This is a genomic window from Stenotrophomonas beteli (assembly GCF_001431665.1).
Lineage (GTDB): Bacteria > Pseudomonadota > Gammaproteobacteria > Xanthomonadales > Xanthomonadaceae > Stenotrophomonas > Stenotrophomonas beteli.
In genome coordinates, this window is the sequence record NZ_LLXV01000048.1 from 23,837 (window position 1) to 41,960 (window position 18,124).

The window sequence follows — 18,124 nt, forward strand, 5'->3', positions numbered from 1 at the left end:
CCCGCAGCCGGAACTACCGGTTCTGCGCGGTGTCTTCTTCCCGCACCGGTTCCGGCGGCGGCAGCTGCTCTTCGGCGGCACGCTCGTTGCCGGGCAGGCTGGGGCGGGTCTCCATCAGCAGCGACAGCGCGGCCTTGGCCATCATGTGCGCGCTGATCGGTGCGGTGATGAACAGGAACACGGTGATCAGCAGCTCGCGCGGCTGCGGGTCCTGGCCCAGGAAGATGTGGTAGCACACCGAACACACCAGCACGCAGCCCACGCCCAGTGTGCTGGCCTTGGTCGGTGCATGCAGGCGCTTGAAGAAGGTGGACAGCTTCACCAGGCCCAGTGCGCCGACCAGGATGAAGAAGCAGCCGAACAGGAGCAGGATCGACAGGCCGATCTGGATCGCGGTGATCATTCGACGATGTCCCGGCGCAGCACGAACTTGCTCAGCACCACGGTGCTGCCGAAGCCGAGCATGGCGATGATCAGCGCCGCCTCGAAATAGATCGGCGAGTTGAGGTACATGCCGAACAACATCAGTTCGGCGATCGCGGTTACCGACAGGGTGTCCAGTGCGAGGATGCGGTCGGGCACGGTCGGCCCGCGCAGCAGGCGCCAGGTGGCCAGCAGCATGGCCAGGCCGACCACGTGCATGCACACCACCAGGGTGGTCTGGATGACTTCAAAACCGGTCATGGGAAGATCTCCATCAACGGCGCCTCATAACGGCGCTTGATCGTATCGATCAGGTCCTGTGGATCCTCCAGGTGCAGCACGTGCACCAGCAGGAACCTGCGGTCGTCACTGAGCGCGGCCGAGACCGTGCCCGGGGTCAGGGTGATCATGCTGGTCAGCGCGGCGATGCCGTGGATGTTGGCGATGTCCAGCGGCAGCCAGATGAAACCCGGGTGGATGTTCTTTTCCGGGCCCAGCACCTGCAGGGCGACGCGGATGTTGGAGATCAGGATGTCCCACAGGGTCACGCACACCAGCTTGGGCAGCGGCCGCAATGTACCGATGCGGGCGAACTCGCGGTCCAGGCGCGCGGCGAACAGCGGTACCACCACGCCCAGCACCAGCCCCAGCACGATCTGGCCGAGGTTGAAGCTGTCGGACATCAGCAGCCAGAACGCCACCACCATGATGCTGAGCATCGGCGAGGGAATCAGGCGACGGAACAGGGAGCGCGGGGCGGTCATGGCTGGCGGATCTCCGGCGTGGTCGCGCGCAGCTGCTGCACGTACTCGCTGGGGTGCAGCAGTTGTGCGGCGGTGGCGTCGGTGTAACGCATCAGTGGCGCAGCGGCCAGGGTCATGCCGACGCCGTAGGCCAGCAGCAGGCAGGCGGCGTACAGCTCGACCCGGCGCAGGCGTGCCTTGCGCGGCTTCGGCGCATCGGGGTCGACCGGCGGCACGCGCCAGAACAAGCGGATGCCGCCGCGGGTCAGGCCCATGATCACCAGCAGGCTGCTGACCAGTACGGCGGTCCAGACCGGTGCGGTGTACTGCGCCGGCATGCCGGCCAGCAGCGCGGCCTTGGCCAGGAAGCCGGACAGCGGTGGCAGCCCGGCCACCGACACCGCGCCGATCAGGAACAACACCGCCGGCGTTTCCTTGCCCGGCATCGGCGCGACCACTTCCTTGCGGTCGCTGGCACCGCCACGGCGGCGGCGGATCAGGTCGGCAATCAGGAACAGCGCGGCGGCCACGAAGCTGCTGTGCGGCAGGTAGTACAGGCCGGCCGACAGTACCTGCGGCGTGCCGACCGAGAAGGCGATGAACAGCGTGGCCGCCGACACGATCACCAGGTAGGAGATCAGCACGCGCAGGCGGGTCGCGGCCAGCGCGCCGAGGCCGCCCAGCACCAGCGTGGCCACGCCGGCCCACAGCAGCCAGTCGCGGCCGTAGCCGGCCATTGCGCCGGCCTCGTCGCCGAACCACAGCATCTGGACGCGCAGCACCGCGTACAGGCCGACCTTGGTCATGATCGCGAACAGGGCGGCCACGGCGGCCGGCGCGCGCGAGTAGGCTTCCGGCAGCCACAGGTACAGCGGCATCAGTGCGGCCTTGGCGCAGAACACCAGCAGCAACAGGCCCATCGTCGCCTTGACCAGGGTCAGCTGCGCCGGCGGCACCTGCGCGATGCGCTGCGACAGCTCGGCCATGTTCAACGAACCCAGCGAGGCGTACAGCAGGCCCAGCGCGATCAGGAACAGGGTCGAGGCGGTGACGTTGAACACCACATAGTGCAGGCCGATGCGCATGCGCAGCCCGCGGCCACCGCTGAGCAGCAGGCCGTAGGAAGCGATCAGCATCACCTCGAAGAACACGAACAGGTTGAAGATGTCGCCGGTCAGGAACGCACCGTTGAGGCCCACCAGCTGGAACTGGAACAGCGCATGGAAGTGCGGGGCGCGACGGTCCCAGCCCGAGCAGGCATGCAGCAGGCAGGGAATGGCCAGAAGCAGGGTGGTCAGCAGCATCCACGCCGACAGCCGGTCGGCCACCAGTGCGATGCCCAGCCGCGACGGCCAGTCGCCGAGCAGGTAGACGTTGATCTCGCCACTGGCCGTGCTGGCGAACAGCAATCCGACCGCCAGCGCCAGCGCCGACAGCGAGGTCCAGGCCACCGCGCGCTGCACCCTGGGGCCATAGCGGCGGTGTTCGACGAACAGCGACAGTGCCGCACCCAGCAGCGGAACCAGGATCGGCAGGATCACCAGATGGTTCATGCGCGGTCCTCGCCCTGGCGCGGCGGTGCGCGCTCATCCTGCAGGTCGTCGTCGGGCTCGTGGGCGTCCACGTGGTCGCTGTGGTTGTCACTGCGGCTGCGCATGGCCAGCACGATGCTCACCGCGGTCATCGCGAAGGCGATCACGATCGCGGTCAACACCAGCGCCTGCGGCAGCGGGTCGGTGTAGTTGCCCAGGTGGCTGTCCACGCCTTCCTGCAGTACCGGCGCCTTGCCCAGCACCACGCGGCCACCGGCGAAGATCAGCAGGTTGGTGGCGTAGGACAGGAAGGTCATGCCGAGGATCACATCGAAGCTGCGCGCACGCAGCAGCAGGTAGATGCCGATGGCGGTCAGCACGCCGATCGCGGTAGCCAGGGCCAGTTCCATCAGTGCATCTCCCCGGTGCGGGCCGAACGGCGTTGCAGGTCGATCTCACCCTTGCGGGCAGTGCGGGTACGCGACGGCTTGATCGTGCCCATCATCGACAGCATCAGCATGGCGCCGCCGAACACCACCAGGTAGACGCCGATGTCAAAGCCAATCGCACTGGCCAGCGGCACGTCGCCGATCAGCGGCAGGTGCAGGTCGAGGTGGCCACTGGTCAGGAACGGCACGCCGAACAGCATCGAGGCGCAGCCGCTGAGCAGGGCGATCAGCAGGCCCATGCCGATGCAGCGGATGTAGTCGAAGCCGAAGCGCGACTCCACCGACGCGGTGCCCTGGATCACGTACTGGATCAGCAGCGGCACCGCCAGCACCAGGCCGGCGATGAAGCCACCGCCCGGCGCGTTGTGGCCGCGCAGGAACAGGAAGATCGACACGGTGAGGGTCAGCGGGAACATGATCTGGGCCAGGTCGGCCGGCACCGGCAGCTTGATCGGCGGGCCGGGCATGATCTGCTCCGGTGCCATCCGCGTACGCCGCAGCAGGGCATGCACCACCAGCGCGGCGATGCCGAACACGGTGATCTCGCCGAAGGTATCGAAGCCGCGGAAGTCGACCAGGATCACGTTGACCACGTTCTGCCCATACGCTTCGGGCAGGGCACGGGCGAGCAGCTCGCCGGCCATGGTGTTCGGCGGCAGGGTCATCGCGGTGTAGGCCAGCGCGCCCAGGCCGGCGCCGGCGATGATCGCGATCACCGCGTCGCGGCGCTTGCGCCAGCGCGGACGCTCCGGGCCGGACTGGGCGGGAAGGTAGTTCATGCCCAGCAGCATCAGCACCAGCGTCACCATCTCCACCAGCAGCTGGGTCAGGGCCAGGTCGGGCGCGGACAGGAACACGAAGGTCAGCGCCACCATCAGGCCGACGCCGCCGACCAGCAGCACGGCCAGCAGGCGCTGCTTGTAGATGCGCAGGGTGGCGACCGCACAGGCCATCATCACCAGCCACAGCGCCCAGCCCAGCAGCGGGATCGGCTGTGGCCTGGTCCAGTCCGGCGAGGCGGGGTTGGCCACGAACGGCGCGGCGGCGGCCACGATCGCCACCAGCACCAGGCCCAGCAGCATGCGCTGCAGGCTGCCGTTGGCGATGCCGTTGGTCAGCCGCATGGCCAGCGCGGAGATCGCATCCAGCTGTGCATGGAACACGTTGCGGCCGGTGCTGACATTGGTCACGGCGTGCAGGTTGATCAGCTTGCGCAGGCCGAAATACAGGGCCACACCGCCGATCACGCCGATCGCGCTCATCGCCAGCGGCAGGTTGAAGCCGTGCCAGACCGCCAGGCTGTACTCGGGCATGGCGCTGCCGAGGATCGACGCCGCCGCGGCGTGCAGCACCGGCGCTACGGTCAGTGCAGGTGCCACGCCCACCGCCACGCAGATCACCACCAGCAGTTCCACCGGCACCTTCATCCAGCGCGGCGGTTCGTGGGGCACGCGGTCCAGGTCGTGCGGGCCAGCGCCGAAGAAGGTGTCGTGCACGAAGCGCAGGCTGTAGGCCACCCCGAACACGCCAGCCAGCAGCGCCGCGATCGACACCGCCGTGCGCATGATGCCCGGGCCGCCGGCCGTAATCGCCTCGGCGAACAGCATTTCCTTGGACAGGAAGCCGTTGAGCAGCGGAATGCCCGCCATCGCCAACGAAGCGATGATCGCCAGTGCGCTGGTGAACGGCATCAGCCTGCGCAGGCCGCCCAGCTTGCGCATGTCACGGGTCCCGGTCTCGTGGTCGATGATGCCGGCGGCCATGAACAACGAGGCCTTGAAGGTGGCGTGGTTGAGGATGTGGAACACGCCGGCCACCACCGCCATCGGCGTGGACAGGCCGAACAGCAGGGTGATCAGGCCCAGGTGCGAGATCGTCGAATAGGCCAGCAGGCCCTTCAGGTCGTGCTGGAAGATCGCGTTCCAGGCACCGATCAGCAGGGTCAGCGCGCCGATGCCGCTGACCGTGTAGAAGAACAGGTCGCTGCCGGCCAGCACCGGGTGCAGCCGCGCCAGCAGGAACACGCCGGCCTTCACCATGGTGGCCGAGTGCAGGTAGGCCGAGACCGGGGTGGGCGCGGCCATCGCATGCGGCAGCCAGAAGTGGAACGGGAACTGCGCGCTCTTGGTGAAGATGCCGGCCAGCACCAGGAACAGGGCGTAGGGGTACAGCGCGCTGGCGCGGATCTGCTCGCCGGCGGCCAGCACCACGTCCAGGTCGAAGCTGCCGACGATGCGGCCGATCAGCAGCACGCCACCGAGCAGGGCCAGGCCGCCGCCGCCGGTGATCACCAGCGCCATGCGCGCGCCCTCGCGGGCGTCCTGGCGGTGCGACCAGAAGCCGATCAGCAGGAACGAACTGATGCTGGTCATTTCCCAGAAGATCATCAGCAACAGCAGGTTGCCCGACAGCACCATGCCCAGCATGGCACCCATGAACAGCAGCAGGTAGCAGTAGAAGCGGTGCGCGTTGTCCTGCTGGCTCAGGTAGTAGCGCGCATACAGCACCACCAGCGCGCCGATGCCGAGCACCAGCCCCGCGAACATCCAGGCCAGCCCGTCCAGTCGCAGGCTGAAGTCCAGCCCGATCTGCGGCAGCCAGGGCACCAGGGTGCGCACCGCCTGGCCATCGAGCACCGACGGCGTGAGCCAGCCGAGGATGGCCAACCCGCCCAACGGCGCCAGCGCCGCCAGCCAGGCAGCAGTCGAGCGCGAACTACGGGGGAAGGCCGCAACAGCCGCTGCCATCAGGAACGGCAGGGCCAGCAGCAGGGGCAGGCTGGGGAGCATGCAGGGAATCCATGATTCACGAGCAGGTCAGGGAGGATAACAGGCTGCGAAATGTCGCCGAAACCCATCGAACAGCGATCAATTGCATGTAACGTTCGCTGATTCATTTTTTCTGCGGTGCAGCATCGCGTTCCTGCATCTCTTCCCCGCTAGCGCTGGGAGGACACCCTACGCCCACGCAGGGAGACCGCAGGCCCTGTCGCACAGGGGCTGCCGTCGATGGGCGGGAAGTGGGGAACGAGTCACCAGCGCAGGCTGGCAGGGCCGTCGTGGAGCGCCGGTGATGGAATCTGCCCGTTCAGGAAACGACGACCGCAGCCGGGCCGGGAGGTCAGTAGCGCCAGTCGAGCTTGCGGTAGAACTTGGCCATCACCCAGGCCGGGCCGATCAGCAGGTAGGTCAGGTCGGTCAGGAAGCTGGGCTTGCGGCCCTCAAATTTGTGGCCGATGAACTGCGCGATCCAGGCCACCACGAACACGCCCACGGCCAGCCAGAACAGGTTGTGCAGGCCGATCTCGGCCTCCAGCAGGCGGCACAGGCAGCCGAACACGAAGAACTGGATGAGCATGCCGATGCCCAGCGGGCGCGACAGCTTGTTGTAGAAACACCAGGCGCTGAACATCGCCAACGCCGACCAGATGCCGTACTGGAACCAGGTGATCAGCGGCGGCAGGCACCACAGCAGCGCCACCACCGACCACAGGATGGCCGGCACCGCCACCACATGGATGCGCTGGTTGATGACGTTGCGATGGTCGTCGGAATAGCTGGCGAAATAGCGGTCGATCGGCCGCGCAAGCTCGGTGGTGGTCTGCATGCTGCGTCGCTTCCTCGGACAACGGTAGTGCCGGCCGCTGGCCGGCAATCCAGAGCATAGCCGAGTTCGCGAAGTTGCCGGCCAGCAGCCGGCACTCCGCGTGCAGAACGCCCCCCTGCCTCTTCGGCCGGGGGGCGCAGGGGATCAGTCGACGCTGATCCCGGCCAGGCGCTGCAGCGCTTCAGCGTACTTGGCGCGGGTGCGCTCGATGATCTCGGCCGGGATGCTCGGGCCCGGGGCGGTCTTGCCCCAGTCCAGCGTCTCCAGGTAGTCGCGCACGAACTGCTTGTCGTAGCTCGGCGGGCTGGTGCCCACTTCGTACTCGTCGGCCGGCCAGTAACGCGAGGAATCCGGCGTCAGCATCTCGTCCATGATGTACAGGCGGCCGTCGGCGTCGGTACCGAACTCGAACTTGGTGTCGGCCAGGAGGATGCCGCGTTCGCGGGCGTAATCGGCGGCGAACTTGTAGATGCGCAGGGTGGCGTCGCGCACGCGCTCGGCCAGGTCCGCACCGACCTGCTTCACCATCGCATCGAAATCGATGTTCTCGTCATGGTCGCCCACGGCGGCCTTGGTCGAGGGGGTGAAGATCGGCTCCGGCAGCTGCTCGGCCTGGCGCAGGCCGTCGGGCAGGTCGATGCCGCTGACCTTGCCGGTGCGCTGGTAGTCCTTCCAGCCGCTGCCGATCAGGTAGCCGCGGGCGATCGCTTCCACCGGCACCGGCTTCAGCTTGCGGGTGACCACCGCGCGCTTGGCGTACAGGGCTGGGTCCACGCCTTCGGGCAGCACGCTGGCCACCTCGATGCCGGTCAGGTGGTTGGGCATCAGATGCGCGGTCTTGGCGAACCAGAAGTTGGACACCTGGCAGAGCATCTCGCCCTTGCCCGGAATCGGGTCGGGCAGCACCACGTCGAACGCCGACAGGCGATCGGTGGCGACCATCAGCAGGTAGTCGCCCGGTGGGGTCCCTGCAGGCAGCCGCTCGCGCGGGATATCGAACACATCACGCACCTTGCCGCGATGGCGCAAGGGCAGGCCGGGGAGATCGGATTGCAACAGCGTGGTTGGCACGGGCACTCCTGGGGCGTTGTCGATACGGCTGCCCAACGGACCCGGCGGGCCCGCTGACCAGCGGGCGGCCTAGTGTAAAGCGGTCCGGGCCCGCTGTGACGTAAAATGAGCGTCCATTTCGCCGGTCGACCCTGGGGCGCCATGCGCTGGTACGGAAAACTGCTCGGATTCATCGCCGGCGCCCTGCTGTTCCGACCCAATCCGCTGTTCGGCGCGGTGGTCGGCCTGTTGATCGGCCATGCCTTCGACTCGGACTGGTTCCGCCTGAACAAGGAGAACCCGTACCGGGAGCTGGGGCTGACCTCCGAGGCCACCGATGCCGAGATCGAGCGCGCCTACCGCAGGCTGATCTCCCAGTACCACCCCGACAAGCTGGGCGGCGCAGCCCCCGAGCTGCAGCAGCAGGCCGAGCAGAAGTCGCGGCGGATCAATGCCGCCTACGACCGCATCAAGACCCTGCGCAAGCGCTGACCCCACAGTCCCGCCTGCGGGCGGGAGACCCCTTTCCCCGTTCCGAAGGCCCCGGCCATGTCCAACTGCCTCATCGCCCCCTCCATCCTGTCCGCCAACTTCGCCCGCCTCGGCGAGGAAGTCGACAACGTCCTCGCCGCCGGCGCGGACTGGGTCCACTTCGACGTGATGGACAACCACTACGTGCCGAACCTGACCATCGGCCCGATGGTCTGCCAGGCCCTGCGCAAGCACGGCGTGACCGCGCCGATCGATGTGCACCTGATGGTCGAGCCGGTGGACCGCATCGTTCCGGATTTTGCCGAAGCCGGCGCCACCTACATCAGCTTCCACCCCGAGGCCAGCCGCCACGTGCACCGCACCATCCAGCTGATCCGCTCGCTGGGCTGCAAGCCGGGCATCGTGCTCAATCCGGCCACGCCGGTGGACATCCTCGACTGGGTGCTGGATGACCTCGACCTGGTGCTGCTGATGTCGGTCAACCCGGGCTTCGGCGGGCAGGCCTTCATCCCCTCGGCGCTGGACAAGCTGCGCGTGGTGCGCAGGATGATCGATGCCAGCGGCAAGGACATCCGCCTGGAGATCGACGGCGGCGTGAAGGCCGACAACATCGGCGAGATCGCTGCCGCGGGCGCCGACACCTTTGTCGCCGGTTCGGCCATCTTCAATGCCAGGACCAGCTACCAGGACGTGATCGCGCAGATGCGCGCCAACGTCGCTGCGGCAAGGGGCTGAGCCATGAGTACGGTGGCCGTGTTGAACATCCGCCCGGCCACCGTGGCCGATGCCGGTCTGATCCTGCATTTCATCCGTGAGCTGGCCATCTACGAGAAGGCCGAGCATTCGGTGCAGACCGATGAGATCGGCATCGCCGAGAGCCTGTTCGGTGCCGATGCCACGGCGCGCGCGCTGATCTGCGAAGCCGGTGGCGAGGCCATCGGATATGCGGTGTACTTCTACAACTACTCGACCTGGCTGGGTCGCAAGGGCATCTACCTGGAAGACCTGTACGTCAGCCCGGAAAAGCGTGGCGCCGGCGCCGGCAAGGCGCTGCTGAAGTACATCGCCCGCCAGGCCGTGGCCGAAGGCTGCGGCCGTTTCGAATGGTCGGTGCTGGACTGGAACACCCCGGCCATCGCGTTCTACACCGCGGCCGGCGCGAAACCGCAGGATGAGTGGACCGTGTACCGGCTGCAGGGCCAGGCGCTGCACGATTTCGCCAACGGTTGAGGCGGAGTGCATCCACGCATGGCGTGGATCTACTGCCGGGCAAAAAAAAGGCCACGCCAATCTCTGGCGTGGCCTCGCTGCATGCGTGGGAGGCTGATCCTGCCTCCATCCGTCGTCCCTGCTATGGCCTTCCATTCTCCAGCAGCTGAATGACACCGGCGTGACATTCACTGCGGACAAACAGCGCATTGCTAGCCTGTGCCACCCCCTGCTGGAAGCACTGCATGACCACCCCGCGCTGGCGCCTGATCCTCAACGGCAAATCCGCAGGCAATGACCAACTGCGCGATGCGGTCAGCCATTGGCGCGGGCAGGGCGTGCAGCTGGAGGTGCGGGTGACCTGGGAAGACGGCGACGCCGAGCGCTATGTGGCCGAGGCGATCGATCATGGCGTGGATGTGATCGTGGCCGCCGGTGGCGATGGCACGCTCAGTGCGGTGGCCGAGACACTGGCACATCGCGAGGAAGCGGCAGATGCGCTGCCCTCGCTGGCGCTGATTCCGATGGGGACCGCCAACGATTTCGCGACTGCCGCCGACATTCCCACTGAGCCGAAGGAGGCCTTCGCCTTGATCGGGCAGGCGACCCCGCATGCGATCGATCTTCTGCGCGTGGACGCCGATGGCACGCAATGGTGGTGCGCCAATCTCGCCAGCGGCGGCTTCGGCACGCAGGTCACCGTGGAGACCGATGCCGGGCTGAAGAAGATGCTGGGTGGGCTGGCCTACGTCATTACCGGTATCGCCAAGCTCGGCCGCATCGAGCCGATCAACGCGCGCCTGTCCGGCCCGGACTTCGCCTGGGAAGGCGACTTCATCGCGCTGGGCATCGGCAACGGGCGCCAGGCCGGCGGTGGCCAGCAGCTGTGCCCGCAGGCCCTGATCGACGATGGGCTGCTGGATGTCACGGTGCTGCCGGAGCTGGAAGGCGAGGTCACCGCCACCCTTGGCCAGATGCTGAAGTCCGGCACCCAGGCTGCGCTGGAACAGCTGGCCACGCGTGCGCGGCTGCCGTGGCTGCAGGTGGAATCCGAGCGTCCGTTGACGCTCAACCTGGACGGCGAACCGGTGCAGGCCCGCCAGTTCCGCATCGAGTGCGTACCGGGCCGGGTGCGGATGCATCTGCCGGCTGGTTGCCCGTTGCTGGCCGGGCAGGGATTAGATGGGCAGGGGGGGTAGAGTCGACTGTTAGTCGACTGCTTTTCGTTCCGACGGCGTAAAAACCCCGCGCTACGCGCGCAAGTCGACTGACAGTCGACTCTACCGGTCCGCGTCGTCGGTTCCCGCGGCCGGCCCGGCCGTGCCGTGGTTCAGTTTGCCAGGGTTCCCCTGCCGTCCAAGCTGCGATACAGTCAGGGGGTGTCCAGCCTGACGACCCCGCATACCCTTTCTTCCGCACGCCGTTGGTGGCGATGGTGGCCCGTTGCCGTCGTCCGCCCCCATAACGCTGTGTCCCGGAAGGAAAGTCGTCTTGAACTCGCACGCTCAGTTTCAGCAGCAGGCCGCTGAAGGCCACACCCATATTCCCGTCGTCCGTGAAGTGCTGTCCGACCTGGACACGCCGCTTTCGGTCTATCTGAAGCTCGCCGACGGCCCCAATACCTACCTGTTTGAATCCGTCGAAGGCGGCGAGCGCTTTGGTCGTTACTCGATCATCGGCCTGCCGGCGCGCCGCGTGTACGCCTTCCACGGCCACACGCTGACCGTGCGCGAAGATGGCCAGGTAGTGGAAACCCGCGAGGTGGCCGACCCGTTCGCCGAAGTCGAGGCGCTGCGCAGCGCCCACTCGGTGCCGAAGCTGGAAGGCCTGCCGGGCTTCACCGGTGGCCTGGTCGGCTGGTTCGGTTTCGAGTGCATCGGCTACATCGAGCCGCGCCTGGCCCCGCCCGCCGGCCGCGATGAGCTGGGCACGCCGGACATCCTGCTGCTGGATTCCAACGAACTGGCCGTGTTCGACAACCTCAAGGGCCGGCTGTACCTGATCGTGCACGCCGACCCGCGGGTCGAGGGCGCCTTCGAGCAGGCCCAGGCGCGCCTGGATGCACTGACCGCCAAGCTGCGTGCACCGGGTGCCGGCTATCCGGCGCCGCTCAACAGCGACGTGCTGGACGAATCGGATTTCGTCTCCGGGTTCACCCGCGAAGGCTTCGTCGATGCGGTCCAGCGCAGCAAGGAATACATCCGCGCCGGTGACATCTTCCAGGTGGTACTCAGCCAGCGCCTGAGCGTGCCGTTCAAGGCGCGCCCGGTCGATGTGTACCGTGCGCTGCGTGCATTGAATCCGTCGCCGTACATGTACTTCCTCGATGTCGGCGACCTGCAGGTGGTCGGCTCGTCGCCGGAAATCCTGGTGCGCCTGCAGGATGGCGAAGTCACCGTGCGCCCGATTGCCGGTACCCGTCCGCGCGGCGCCACTGTCGAGCAGGACCTGGCGCTGGAAGCCGAGCTGCTGGCCGATCCGAAGGAACGCGCCGAGCACCTGATGCTGATCGATCTCGGCCGCAACGATGCCGGTCGCGTATCCAGGGCCGGCACCGTGGAAGTGGGCGAGCAGTTCGTGATCGAGCGCTACAGCCACGTCATGCACATCGTCAGCGAAGTGACCGGGCAGCTGCAGCCGGGCCTGAGCTATGCCGACGTGCTGCGTGCCACCTTCCCGGCCGGTACGGTCAGCGGCGCGCCGAAGATCCGCGCGCTGGAAGTGATCCGAGAGCTGGAACCGATCAAGCGCAACGTCTATGCCGGCAGCATCGGCTACATCGGCTGGCACGGCGATGCCGATACCGCGATCGCGATCCGCACCGCGGTGATCAAGGACGGCCGCCTGTACGTGCAGGCCGGCGCCGGCATCGTCTACGACTCGGACCCGGACAAGGAATGGGACGAGACGATGAACAAGGGCCGCGCGCTGTTCCGCGCCGTCGCCCAGGCTGCCAAGGGCCTGTGAGTTTGCCTGTGCCGTGGCCTGCGCCGCGGCACCTTCCGCTGTTCCCATTCAAGACAAGGAGTACCGCATGAAGCTGCTGAGCGCATTGCTGTGGTCGTCACTGCTGGCCACGATGGCCCCGTCTGCATGGGCGCAGGCCAACACCATTCCCTCGCAGCCGCACCTGCTGGTGAAGGGGCAGGGCACCCGCACGGTGATGCCGGACCGGTTCGGCCTGCAGTTGAACATCGAAGAGACCGACATGGACGCCGATGCGGCGCGCCGCCGCGTGCAGGACAACGTGGCCCGCGTGCTGGCGCTGTTCAAGCAGCACAAGGCGGTGGAGGGCAGCGTGCGCGCTGACAACCTGCGGATCGGCCCGGCGACGCGCTATGAGCAGAACCGGCAGGTTTTCATCGGTACCCGCGTGTCGCGCCAGTTGCGTGCCAGCTTCGCCAGCGTGAAGGCGATGCAGGACGTGCTGGGTGCGTTGAAGGCCAACGAGAACGTGCAGGTCAGCAGCCTGGCGCCGGCCTATTCGGGCGAAGTGGCGCTGCGGCGCGAGCTCAAGGGCGAGGCTGCAGCCCAGACCCGCCAGTCCGCGCAGGGCCTGGCCAAGGCCTACGGCACGCGGCTGCGCGGCCTGTACAGCATTTCCGATGTGGCGCCGAACTTAGCCTATGGCGTGCAGGCGGGCAATTGGCCCCGCGCCGACGACATGGTCACGCCGCCCGCGCCGCCCGCGCCGCAGAACAGCATCGAGGCCACCGGTTCGAACATACGCGAGTCGATCGAAGCCGGCCCCATCACCTACACCGAAAACGTGTACGCCATTTTCCTGATAAGCGACGGAACCTGACCATGTTGTGGATGATCGACAACTACGACAGCTTCACCTACAACCTCGTGCAGTACCTGCAGACGCTGGGCGCCGAGGTGAAGGTGGTGCGCAACGATGCGATGAGCGTGGATGAGATCGCCGCGCAGAAACCCGAGCGCATCGTCATCTCGCCCGGCCCGTGCACGCCCAACGAAGCGGGCGTGTCGCTGCAGCTGATCGAGCGCCTGGGCCCGACCACGCCGATCCTCGGCGTGTGCCTGGGCCACCAGGGCATCGGCCAGGTCTACGGCGGCACGGTCATCCGTGCCGGCAACATCATGCACGGCAAGACCTCGCCGATCCGCCACGAAGGCAAGGGCGTGTTCGCCGGCCTGCCGGATCGTTACCAGGCCACCCGCTACCACTCGCTGGTGGTGGACAAGAACAGCCTGCCGGACTGCCTGGAAGTGACTGCCTGGACCGAGAACGACGACGGCTCGATCGAAGAGATCATGGGCCTGCGCCACCGCCAGTTCCCGGTGGAAGGCGTGCAGTTCCACCCCGAATCCATCCTCACCGAACACGGCCACGCCCTGCTGCGCAATTTCCTGCAGCGCCCGGCGGCCTGATCCAAGGAGCATTCCCATGAGCTTCTCCCCCCAGGAAGCCCTGCAACGCACCATCGAGCACCGCGAAATCTTCTTCGACGAAATGGTCGACCTGATGCGGCAGATCATGCGCGGCGACGTCTCGCCGATGATGACCGCTGCGATCCTCACCGGCCTGCGCGTGAAGAAGGAGACCATCGACGAGATCGCCGCAGCGGCCACCGTGATGCGCGAATTCGCGCTGGCGGTGCCGGTGGCCGATCCCACCCACCTGGTCGACATCGTCGGCACCGGCGGCGATGGCTCGCATACCTTCAACATCTCCACCTGCTCGATGTTCGTGGCCGCTGCCGCCGGTGCGCGCGTGGCCAAGCACGGCAACCGCAGCGTGTCTTCCAAGTCCGGCAGTGCCGATGCGCTCGAAGCGCTGGGCGCGGTGATCGAACTGCAGCCGGAGCAGGTGGCGCAGGCCATCGACCGCACCGGCATCGGCTTCATGTTCGCGCCGATCCATCACCCGTCGATGAAGGTCGTCGCGCCGGTCCGCCGCGAAATGGGCGTGCGCACCATCTTCAACATTCTTGGCCCGCTGACCAATCCGGCCAGCGCACCCTCGGTGCTGATGGGCGTGTTCCATCCTGATCTGGTGGGTATCCAGGCGCGCGTGCTGCGCGAGCTGGGCACCGAGCGCGCCATGGTGGTCTGGGGCCGCGACAACATGGACGAGATCTCGCTGGGCGCCGGCACCCTGGTGGGCGAACTGCGCGACGGCAAGGTGCGCGAGTACGAGATCCACCCGGAGGACTTCGGCATCGCCATGTCGGCCAGCCGCAACCTGCGCGTGGATGGCCCGGAGCAGTCCATTGCCCTGCTGCGCGCGGTGCTGGACAACCAGCCGGGTCCGGCGCTGGATATCGTTGCCCTCAACGCGGGCGCCGCGCTGTACGTGGCCGGCGTGGCCAGCGACATCGGCGACGGACTGGCCCGCGCCCGTGCCGCCATCGCCAACGGCAGCGCCCGCCAGCGCCTGCAGCAGTACGTTGACACCTCCCGCGCGCTGGTTGCCTGAGCGCGCGGTTCAGCCTGACCCACCCGATGGCCGATAATGGCCGTCCTCGCCGCCCCCGCATTGAACCGACGACGATGAGCGACATCCTGCAGACGATCCTGGCCCGCAAGGCCGAAGAAGTGGCCCAGCGCCGCGCCCAGCGCCCGCTCGAGGCGCTGCAGGCCGCCCTGGCCAGCGCCCCGCCGGTACGTGGCTTCGTGCGCGCGCTGCAGGCGGCGGTGGCCAACGGCGACCCGGCGGTGATCGCCGAGGTGAAGAAGGCCAGCCCCTCCAAGGGCGTCATCCGCCCGGACTTCCGCCCGGCCGACATTGCCGTCAGCTATGAGTTCGGTGGCGCCAGCTGCCTGTCGGTGCTGACCGACGTGGACTTCTTCCAGGGCGCCGACGCCTACCTGCAGCAGGCGCGCGAGGCCTGCACGCTGCCGGTGCTGCGCAAGGACTTCGTGATCGATGCCTACCAGGTGTACGAAGCGCGAGTGCTGGGCGCCGACTGCATCCTGCTGATCGTCGCCGCGCTGGACGACACCCAGCTGGCCACGCTGTCCGAACTGGCGTTGTCGCTGGGCATGGACGTGCTGGTGGAAGTGCACGACATCGATGAACTGGAGCGCGCGCTGCAGGTGCCGGCGCCGATGATCGGCATCAACAACCGCAACCTGCGCACCTTCGAGGTGTCGCTGCAGACCACCCTGGACATGCAGCAGGCGGTGCCGCGTGACCGCCTGCTGGTCACCGAGAGCGGCATCCTCGGCCCGCAGGACGTGGCGCTGATGCGCGACGCCGGTATCCATGCGTTCCTGGTCGGTGAGGCCTTCATGCGCGTGGAAGAGCCGGGCGAGGGCCTGCGTCAGCTATTCTTCGCGGCATGACAACGCACTATCCAACGCCGCGCGGGGATGCGCCGCTGGTGGTCTTCGACTTCGACCACACCCTCTACGACGGCGATTCGGGCACGCACCTGTTCGCCTCGCTGATCAAGCGCAACCCGTTGCGCATGCTGGCCGCGCTGCTGGTCACGCCGATTGCCGGGCCGATGGTGGCGATGCTGCCCACGCGCCGTGCCGGCATTTCGGTCTACGTGTGGATCGGCAGCTTCGGCCTGCACCGTGCGCGTGACTTCAACAAGGTCATCGATGCCTACGTGCTGCGCAACCAGGCGCAGATGCGCGCCAAGCTGTTGCCGCAGGCGCTGGAGGTGTTCGCCGCGCACCGCGCCAAGGGCGACCGGGTGGTGGTGGCCACCGGTGCGCCGCCGGAGCTGGCACGGGCGATCCTGGCGTTCGTCGCCCATCAGGACGTGCCGGTGATCGGCACCGAGGTCGGCCCGCGATGGGGCGGCGTCGGCCCGACCCGCCACTGCCACAACGAAGAAAAGATGCGCATGTTGCGTGAGCGCGGCTACGGCGATATCGATATCGCGTATTCGGACAGCACCGCCGACCTGCCGCTGCTGCTGGCCGCCAAGGCGCCAGTGGTGGTGAACCCGAAGCCGGGTCGGGTGGCGTTCTTCCGCCGCGTGCTGCCGGCTGGCACCCGCATCCTCAACTGGGGCTGCGTGGACCGCGGCGGCGACAAGGCCTGATTCGAGCCTGTTGTAGAGTCGAGCCATGCTCGACTGCTTTCCGGCCAGCAGCCGAGCATGGCTTGGCTCTACAGGCTCTTGCGCTTATCGCCCCAGCTGCCCGTACACCGCGTGCCCGATCTGGAACAGGCTGATGCCCAGCACCAGCACGCCAACGGCCACCAGCACCCAGCGCTCCTTCACCCGCTTGACCAGGATCGCCGCCACCGGCGCGGCCATCATGCCGCCGATCAGCAGGCCGGCGACGATCTGCAGGTGCTGCACCCCCATCGACAGCAGGAAGGTCGCTGACACCGTCAGCGTGACCACGAACTCCGCGGCATTGACCGTACCGATGGTGGTGCGCGCCTGGCCGCCCCGGGCGAGCAGGGTGGACGTGGCGATCGGCCCCCAGCCGCCGCCACCGCTGGCGTCCAGCAGGCCCGCGAAGAAGCCCAGCACCGGTACCCGGCGGATCTCGCCCTTGGGCATCCAGCGCCCCGCGGCGCGCGCCAGGATGATGATCGCCAGCACCAGCAGGTACAGATAGATGAGGGGGCGGATGATGTCGCCGGGTATCTGGGTGAGCACGTAGGCGCCCAGGGCGCCACCGACCGCACCGGGCAGGGCCAGGCGCAGGAACAGGCGTTTATCGACATTCCCGGCTGCAAGGTGCGACACACCCGAGGCCCCGGTGGTGAACACTTCAGCGGTGTGGATGCTGGCGCTGACCTGGGCCGGGGGCAGGCCCATGCTCAGCATCACCGACGAGGAGACCAGGCCGAAGGCCATGCCCAAAGCGCCGTCCACCAGCTGTGCGCTTAGGCCGATGAGGATGAACCACCAGAATTCGCTGCTCAGTTCCATGCACCGAGCCTAGCGTGCGAAGGAGTGCGGACCAAGGTCCGCACCCACCGCGTGCTCAACGGGTGCCGTACAGCACCACGGTCTTGCCACGGGCATGCAGCAGGCCATCGGTCTGCAGCTTCTTGAGCACGCGGCCAGCCATTTCGCGCGAGCAGCCGACCAGGCGCGCCAGTTCCTGGCGCGAGACGCGCAGCTGGCTGCCCTGCGGGTGGCTCATCGCCTCCGGTTCCTGGGCCAGGTCGTGCAGCGTGCGCACGATCCGGTCGGTGACGTCCAGGAATGCCAGGCGGCTGGCCTTGCGGCTGGTGTCGAGCAGGCGCTTGGAGATCTGCTGGCCCAGCGCGTACAGCAGGCGCGGGGCATCGGCCGACAGCGGGCCGAGGAACAGCTGGTGCAGGCGCTCGTAGCTGATTTCAGCCAGCTCGCAGGCGGTGCGGGTCCGCAGGATCACCTCGCGGCGGTCCGATTCGACGAACAGGCCCATCTCGCCCACGAACTCGCCGGCACCGAAGTAGCCCAGCACCAGCTCGCGGTCGTCATCTTCCTCGGCCATGATCGAAACCGAGCCGCTGATGACGTAATACAGGGTTCCCGCCGGGTCACCGGGTCGGAAGACGTCGGTACGGGTGGGATATCGCCGCCGATGGCTGTGCGCCAGGAAACGATCGATGGTGGCGATATCCAGGGCCAGTGGACTGCTAGCTAGGCGCACGGTTGACACGATAGGGGCGCTCCCTCTGCGCATGAAC

20 protein-coding genes are annotated in these 18,124 nt (G+C 67.4%); 10 read left to right on the forward strand and 10 right to left on the reverse strand.

Annotation, left to right across the window (positions count from 1 at the left end; genetic code table 11):
• Nucleotides 1-13: 13 nt before the first annotated feature.
• The 8 genes from ARC23_RS12640 to ARC23_RS12675 form a co-directional block, all read right to left on the reverse strand.
• Entirely contained in the window at nucleotides 14-403 is a 390-nt protein-coding gene (locus ARC23_RS12640; RefSeq protein WP_057497522.1) for a Na+/H+ antiporter subunit G, read from the reverse strand.
• Complete coding sequence (locus ARC23_RS12645; protein WP_005411334.1) at nucleotides 400-684, reverse strand: K+/H+ antiporter subunit F; 285 nt, start codon at nucleotides 682-684, stop codon at nucleotides 400-402. Before ARC23_RS12645 ends, ARC23_RS12640 begins: the two co-directional genes overlap by 4 nt.
• On the reverse strand, nucleotides 681-1,187 hold the full coding sequence (locus tag ARC23_RS12650) for a Na+/H+ antiporter subunit E (protein ID WP_057497523.1): 507 nt from the start codon (nucleotides 1,185-1,187) through the stop codon (nucleotides 681-683). The genes ARC23_RS12645 and ARC23_RS12650 overlap by 4 nt, the downstream gene beginning before the upstream one ends.
• Nucleotides 1,184-2,719, reverse strand: coding sequence for a monovalent cation/H+ antiporter subunit D (locus ARC23_RS12655; RefSeq protein ID WP_057497524.1), 1,536 nt, complete (start codon nucleotides 2,717-2,719; stop codon nucleotides 1,184-1,186). Before ARC23_RS12655 ends, ARC23_RS12650 begins: the two co-directional genes overlap by 4 nt.
• Nucleotides 2,716-3,108, reverse strand: coding sequence for a Na+/H+ antiporter subunit C (locus tag ARC23_RS12660; protein ID WP_049468031.1), 393 nt, complete (start codon nucleotides 3,106-3,108; stop codon nucleotides 2,716-2,718). The genes ARC23_RS12655 and ARC23_RS12660 overlap by 4 nt, the downstream gene beginning before the upstream one ends.
• A complete protein-coding gene (locus ARC23_RS12665) occupies nucleotides 3,108-5,936 on the reverse strand; it encodes a monovalent cation/H+ antiporter subunit A (RefSeq protein ID WP_057497525.1) in 2,829 nt (942 codons plus the stop codon). The genes ARC23_RS12660 and ARC23_RS12665 overlap by 1 nt, the downstream gene beginning before the upstream one ends.
• A 331-nt stretch (nucleotides 5,937-6,267) precedes the next feature.
• Nucleotides 6,268-6,753: an Mpo1 family 2-hydroxy fatty acid dioxygenase gene (locus ARC23_RS12670; RefSeq protein WP_057497526.1), complete on the reverse strand. Its 486-nt coding sequence runs from the start codon at nucleotides 6,751-6,753 to the stop codon at nucleotides 6,268-6,270.
• A 144-nt stretch (nucleotides 6,754-6,897) separates the two neighbouring features.
• Nucleotides 6,898-7,824, reverse strand: coding sequence for a phosphoribosylaminoimidazolesuccinocarboxamide synthase (locus tag ARC23_RS12675; RefSeq protein WP_057497527.1), 927 nt, complete (start codon nucleotides 7,822-7,824; stop codon nucleotides 6,898-6,900).
• 141 nt (nucleotides 7,825-7,965) lie between these two features.
• On the opposite strand from ARC23_RS12675, the gene ARC23_RS12680 reads away from it, so the two are divergent.
• From ARC23_RS12680 to ARC23_RS12725, 10 genes are all read left to right on the forward strand, one after another.
• Nucleotides 7,966-8,295 carry a J domain-containing protein gene (locus tag ARC23_RS12680; protein ID WP_049415432.1) on the forward strand — a complete coding sequence of 110 codons (330 nt, stop codon included), beginning with the start codon at nucleotides 7,966-7,968 and terminating at the stop codon, nucleotides 8,293-8,295.
• A 57-nt stretch (nucleotides 8,296-8,352) separates the two neighbouring features.
• Nucleotides 8,353-9,030: a ribulose-phosphate 3-epimerase gene (gene rpe, locus ARC23_RS12685; protein ID WP_057497528.1), complete on the forward strand. Its 678-nt coding sequence runs from the start codon at nucleotides 8,353-8,355 to the stop codon at nucleotides 9,028-9,030.
• A gap of 12 nt (nucleotides 9,031-9,042) precedes the next feature.
• Nucleotides 9,043-9,525 carry a GNAT family N-acetyltransferase gene (locus tag ARC23_RS12690; protein WP_057497529.1) on the forward strand — a complete coding sequence of 161 codons (483 nt, stop codon included), beginning with the start codon at nucleotides 9,043-9,045 and terminating at the stop codon, nucleotides 9,523-9,525.
• A gap of 224 nt (nucleotides 9,526-9,749) precedes the next feature.
• Nucleotides 9,750-10,703: a lipid kinase YegS gene (gene yegS / locus ARC23_RS12695; protein WP_057497530.1), complete on the forward strand. Its 954-nt coding sequence runs from the start codon at nucleotides 9,750-9,752 to the stop codon at nucleotides 10,701-10,703.
• A gap of 292 nt (nucleotides 10,704-10,995) precedes the next feature.
• Nucleotides 10,996-12,471, forward strand: coding sequence for an anthranilate synthase component I (trpE, locus tag ARC23_RS12700; RefSeq protein WP_057497531.1), 1,476 nt, complete (start codon nucleotides 10,996-10,998; stop codon nucleotides 12,469-12,471).
• A gap of 67 nt (nucleotides 12,472-12,538) precedes the next feature.
• Complete coding sequence (locus tag ARC23_RS12705) at nucleotides 12,539-13,309, forward strand: SIMPL domain-containing protein (protein ID WP_057497532.1); 771 nt, start codon at nucleotides 12,539-12,541, stop codon at nucleotides 13,307-13,309.
• 2 nt (nucleotides 13,310-13,311) lie between these two features.
• A complete protein-coding gene (locus tag ARC23_RS12710; RefSeq protein WP_057497533.1) occupies nucleotides 13,312-13,899 on the forward strand; it encodes an anthranilate synthase component II in 588 nt (195 codons plus the stop codon).
• Nucleotides 13,900-13,915: 16 nt separating this feature from the next.
• On the forward strand, nucleotides 13,916-14,947 hold the full coding sequence (gene trpD / locus ARC23_RS12715; protein ID WP_057497534.1) for an anthranilate phosphoribosyltransferase: 1,032 nt from the start codon (nucleotides 13,916-13,918) through the stop codon (nucleotides 14,945-14,947).
• 74 nt (nucleotides 14,948-15,021) lie between these two features.
• The gene (gene trpC, locus ARC23_RS12720) at nucleotides 15,022-15,816 is read left to right on the forward strand and encodes an indole-3-glycerol phosphate synthase TrpC (RefSeq protein WP_057497535.1); all 795 of its coding nucleotides are present in this window, start codon (nucleotides 15,022-15,024) and stop codon (nucleotides 15,814-15,816) included.
• Nucleotides 15,813-16,529, forward strand: a complete 717-nt coding sequence (locus tag ARC23_RS12725; RefSeq protein WP_057497536.1) for a haloacid dehalogenase-like hydrolase — start codon at nucleotides 15,813-15,815, stop codon at nucleotides 16,527-16,529. The genes trpC and ARC23_RS12725 overlap by 4 nt, the downstream gene beginning before the upstream one ends.
• Before the next feature lie 84 nt (nucleotides 16,530-16,613).
• On the opposite strand, the gene ARC23_RS12730 is transcribed toward ARC23_RS12725, so the two are convergent.
• Together ARC23_RS12730 and crp are read right to left on the reverse strand one after the other, a co-directional pair.
• Entirely contained in the window at nucleotides 16,614-17,375 is a 762-nt protein-coding gene (locus ARC23_RS12730; protein ID WP_057497537.1) for a sulfite exporter TauE/SafE family protein, read from the reverse strand.
• A 55-nt stretch (nucleotides 17,376-17,430) separates the two neighbouring features.
• Nucleotides 17,431-18,120, reverse strand: coding sequence for a cAMP-activated global transcriptional regulator CRP (gene crp, locus ARC23_RS12735; protein ID WP_010482649.1), 690 nt, complete (start codon nucleotides 18,118-18,120; stop codon nucleotides 17,431-17,433).
• Nucleotides 18,121-18,124 lie beyond the last annotated feature (4 nt).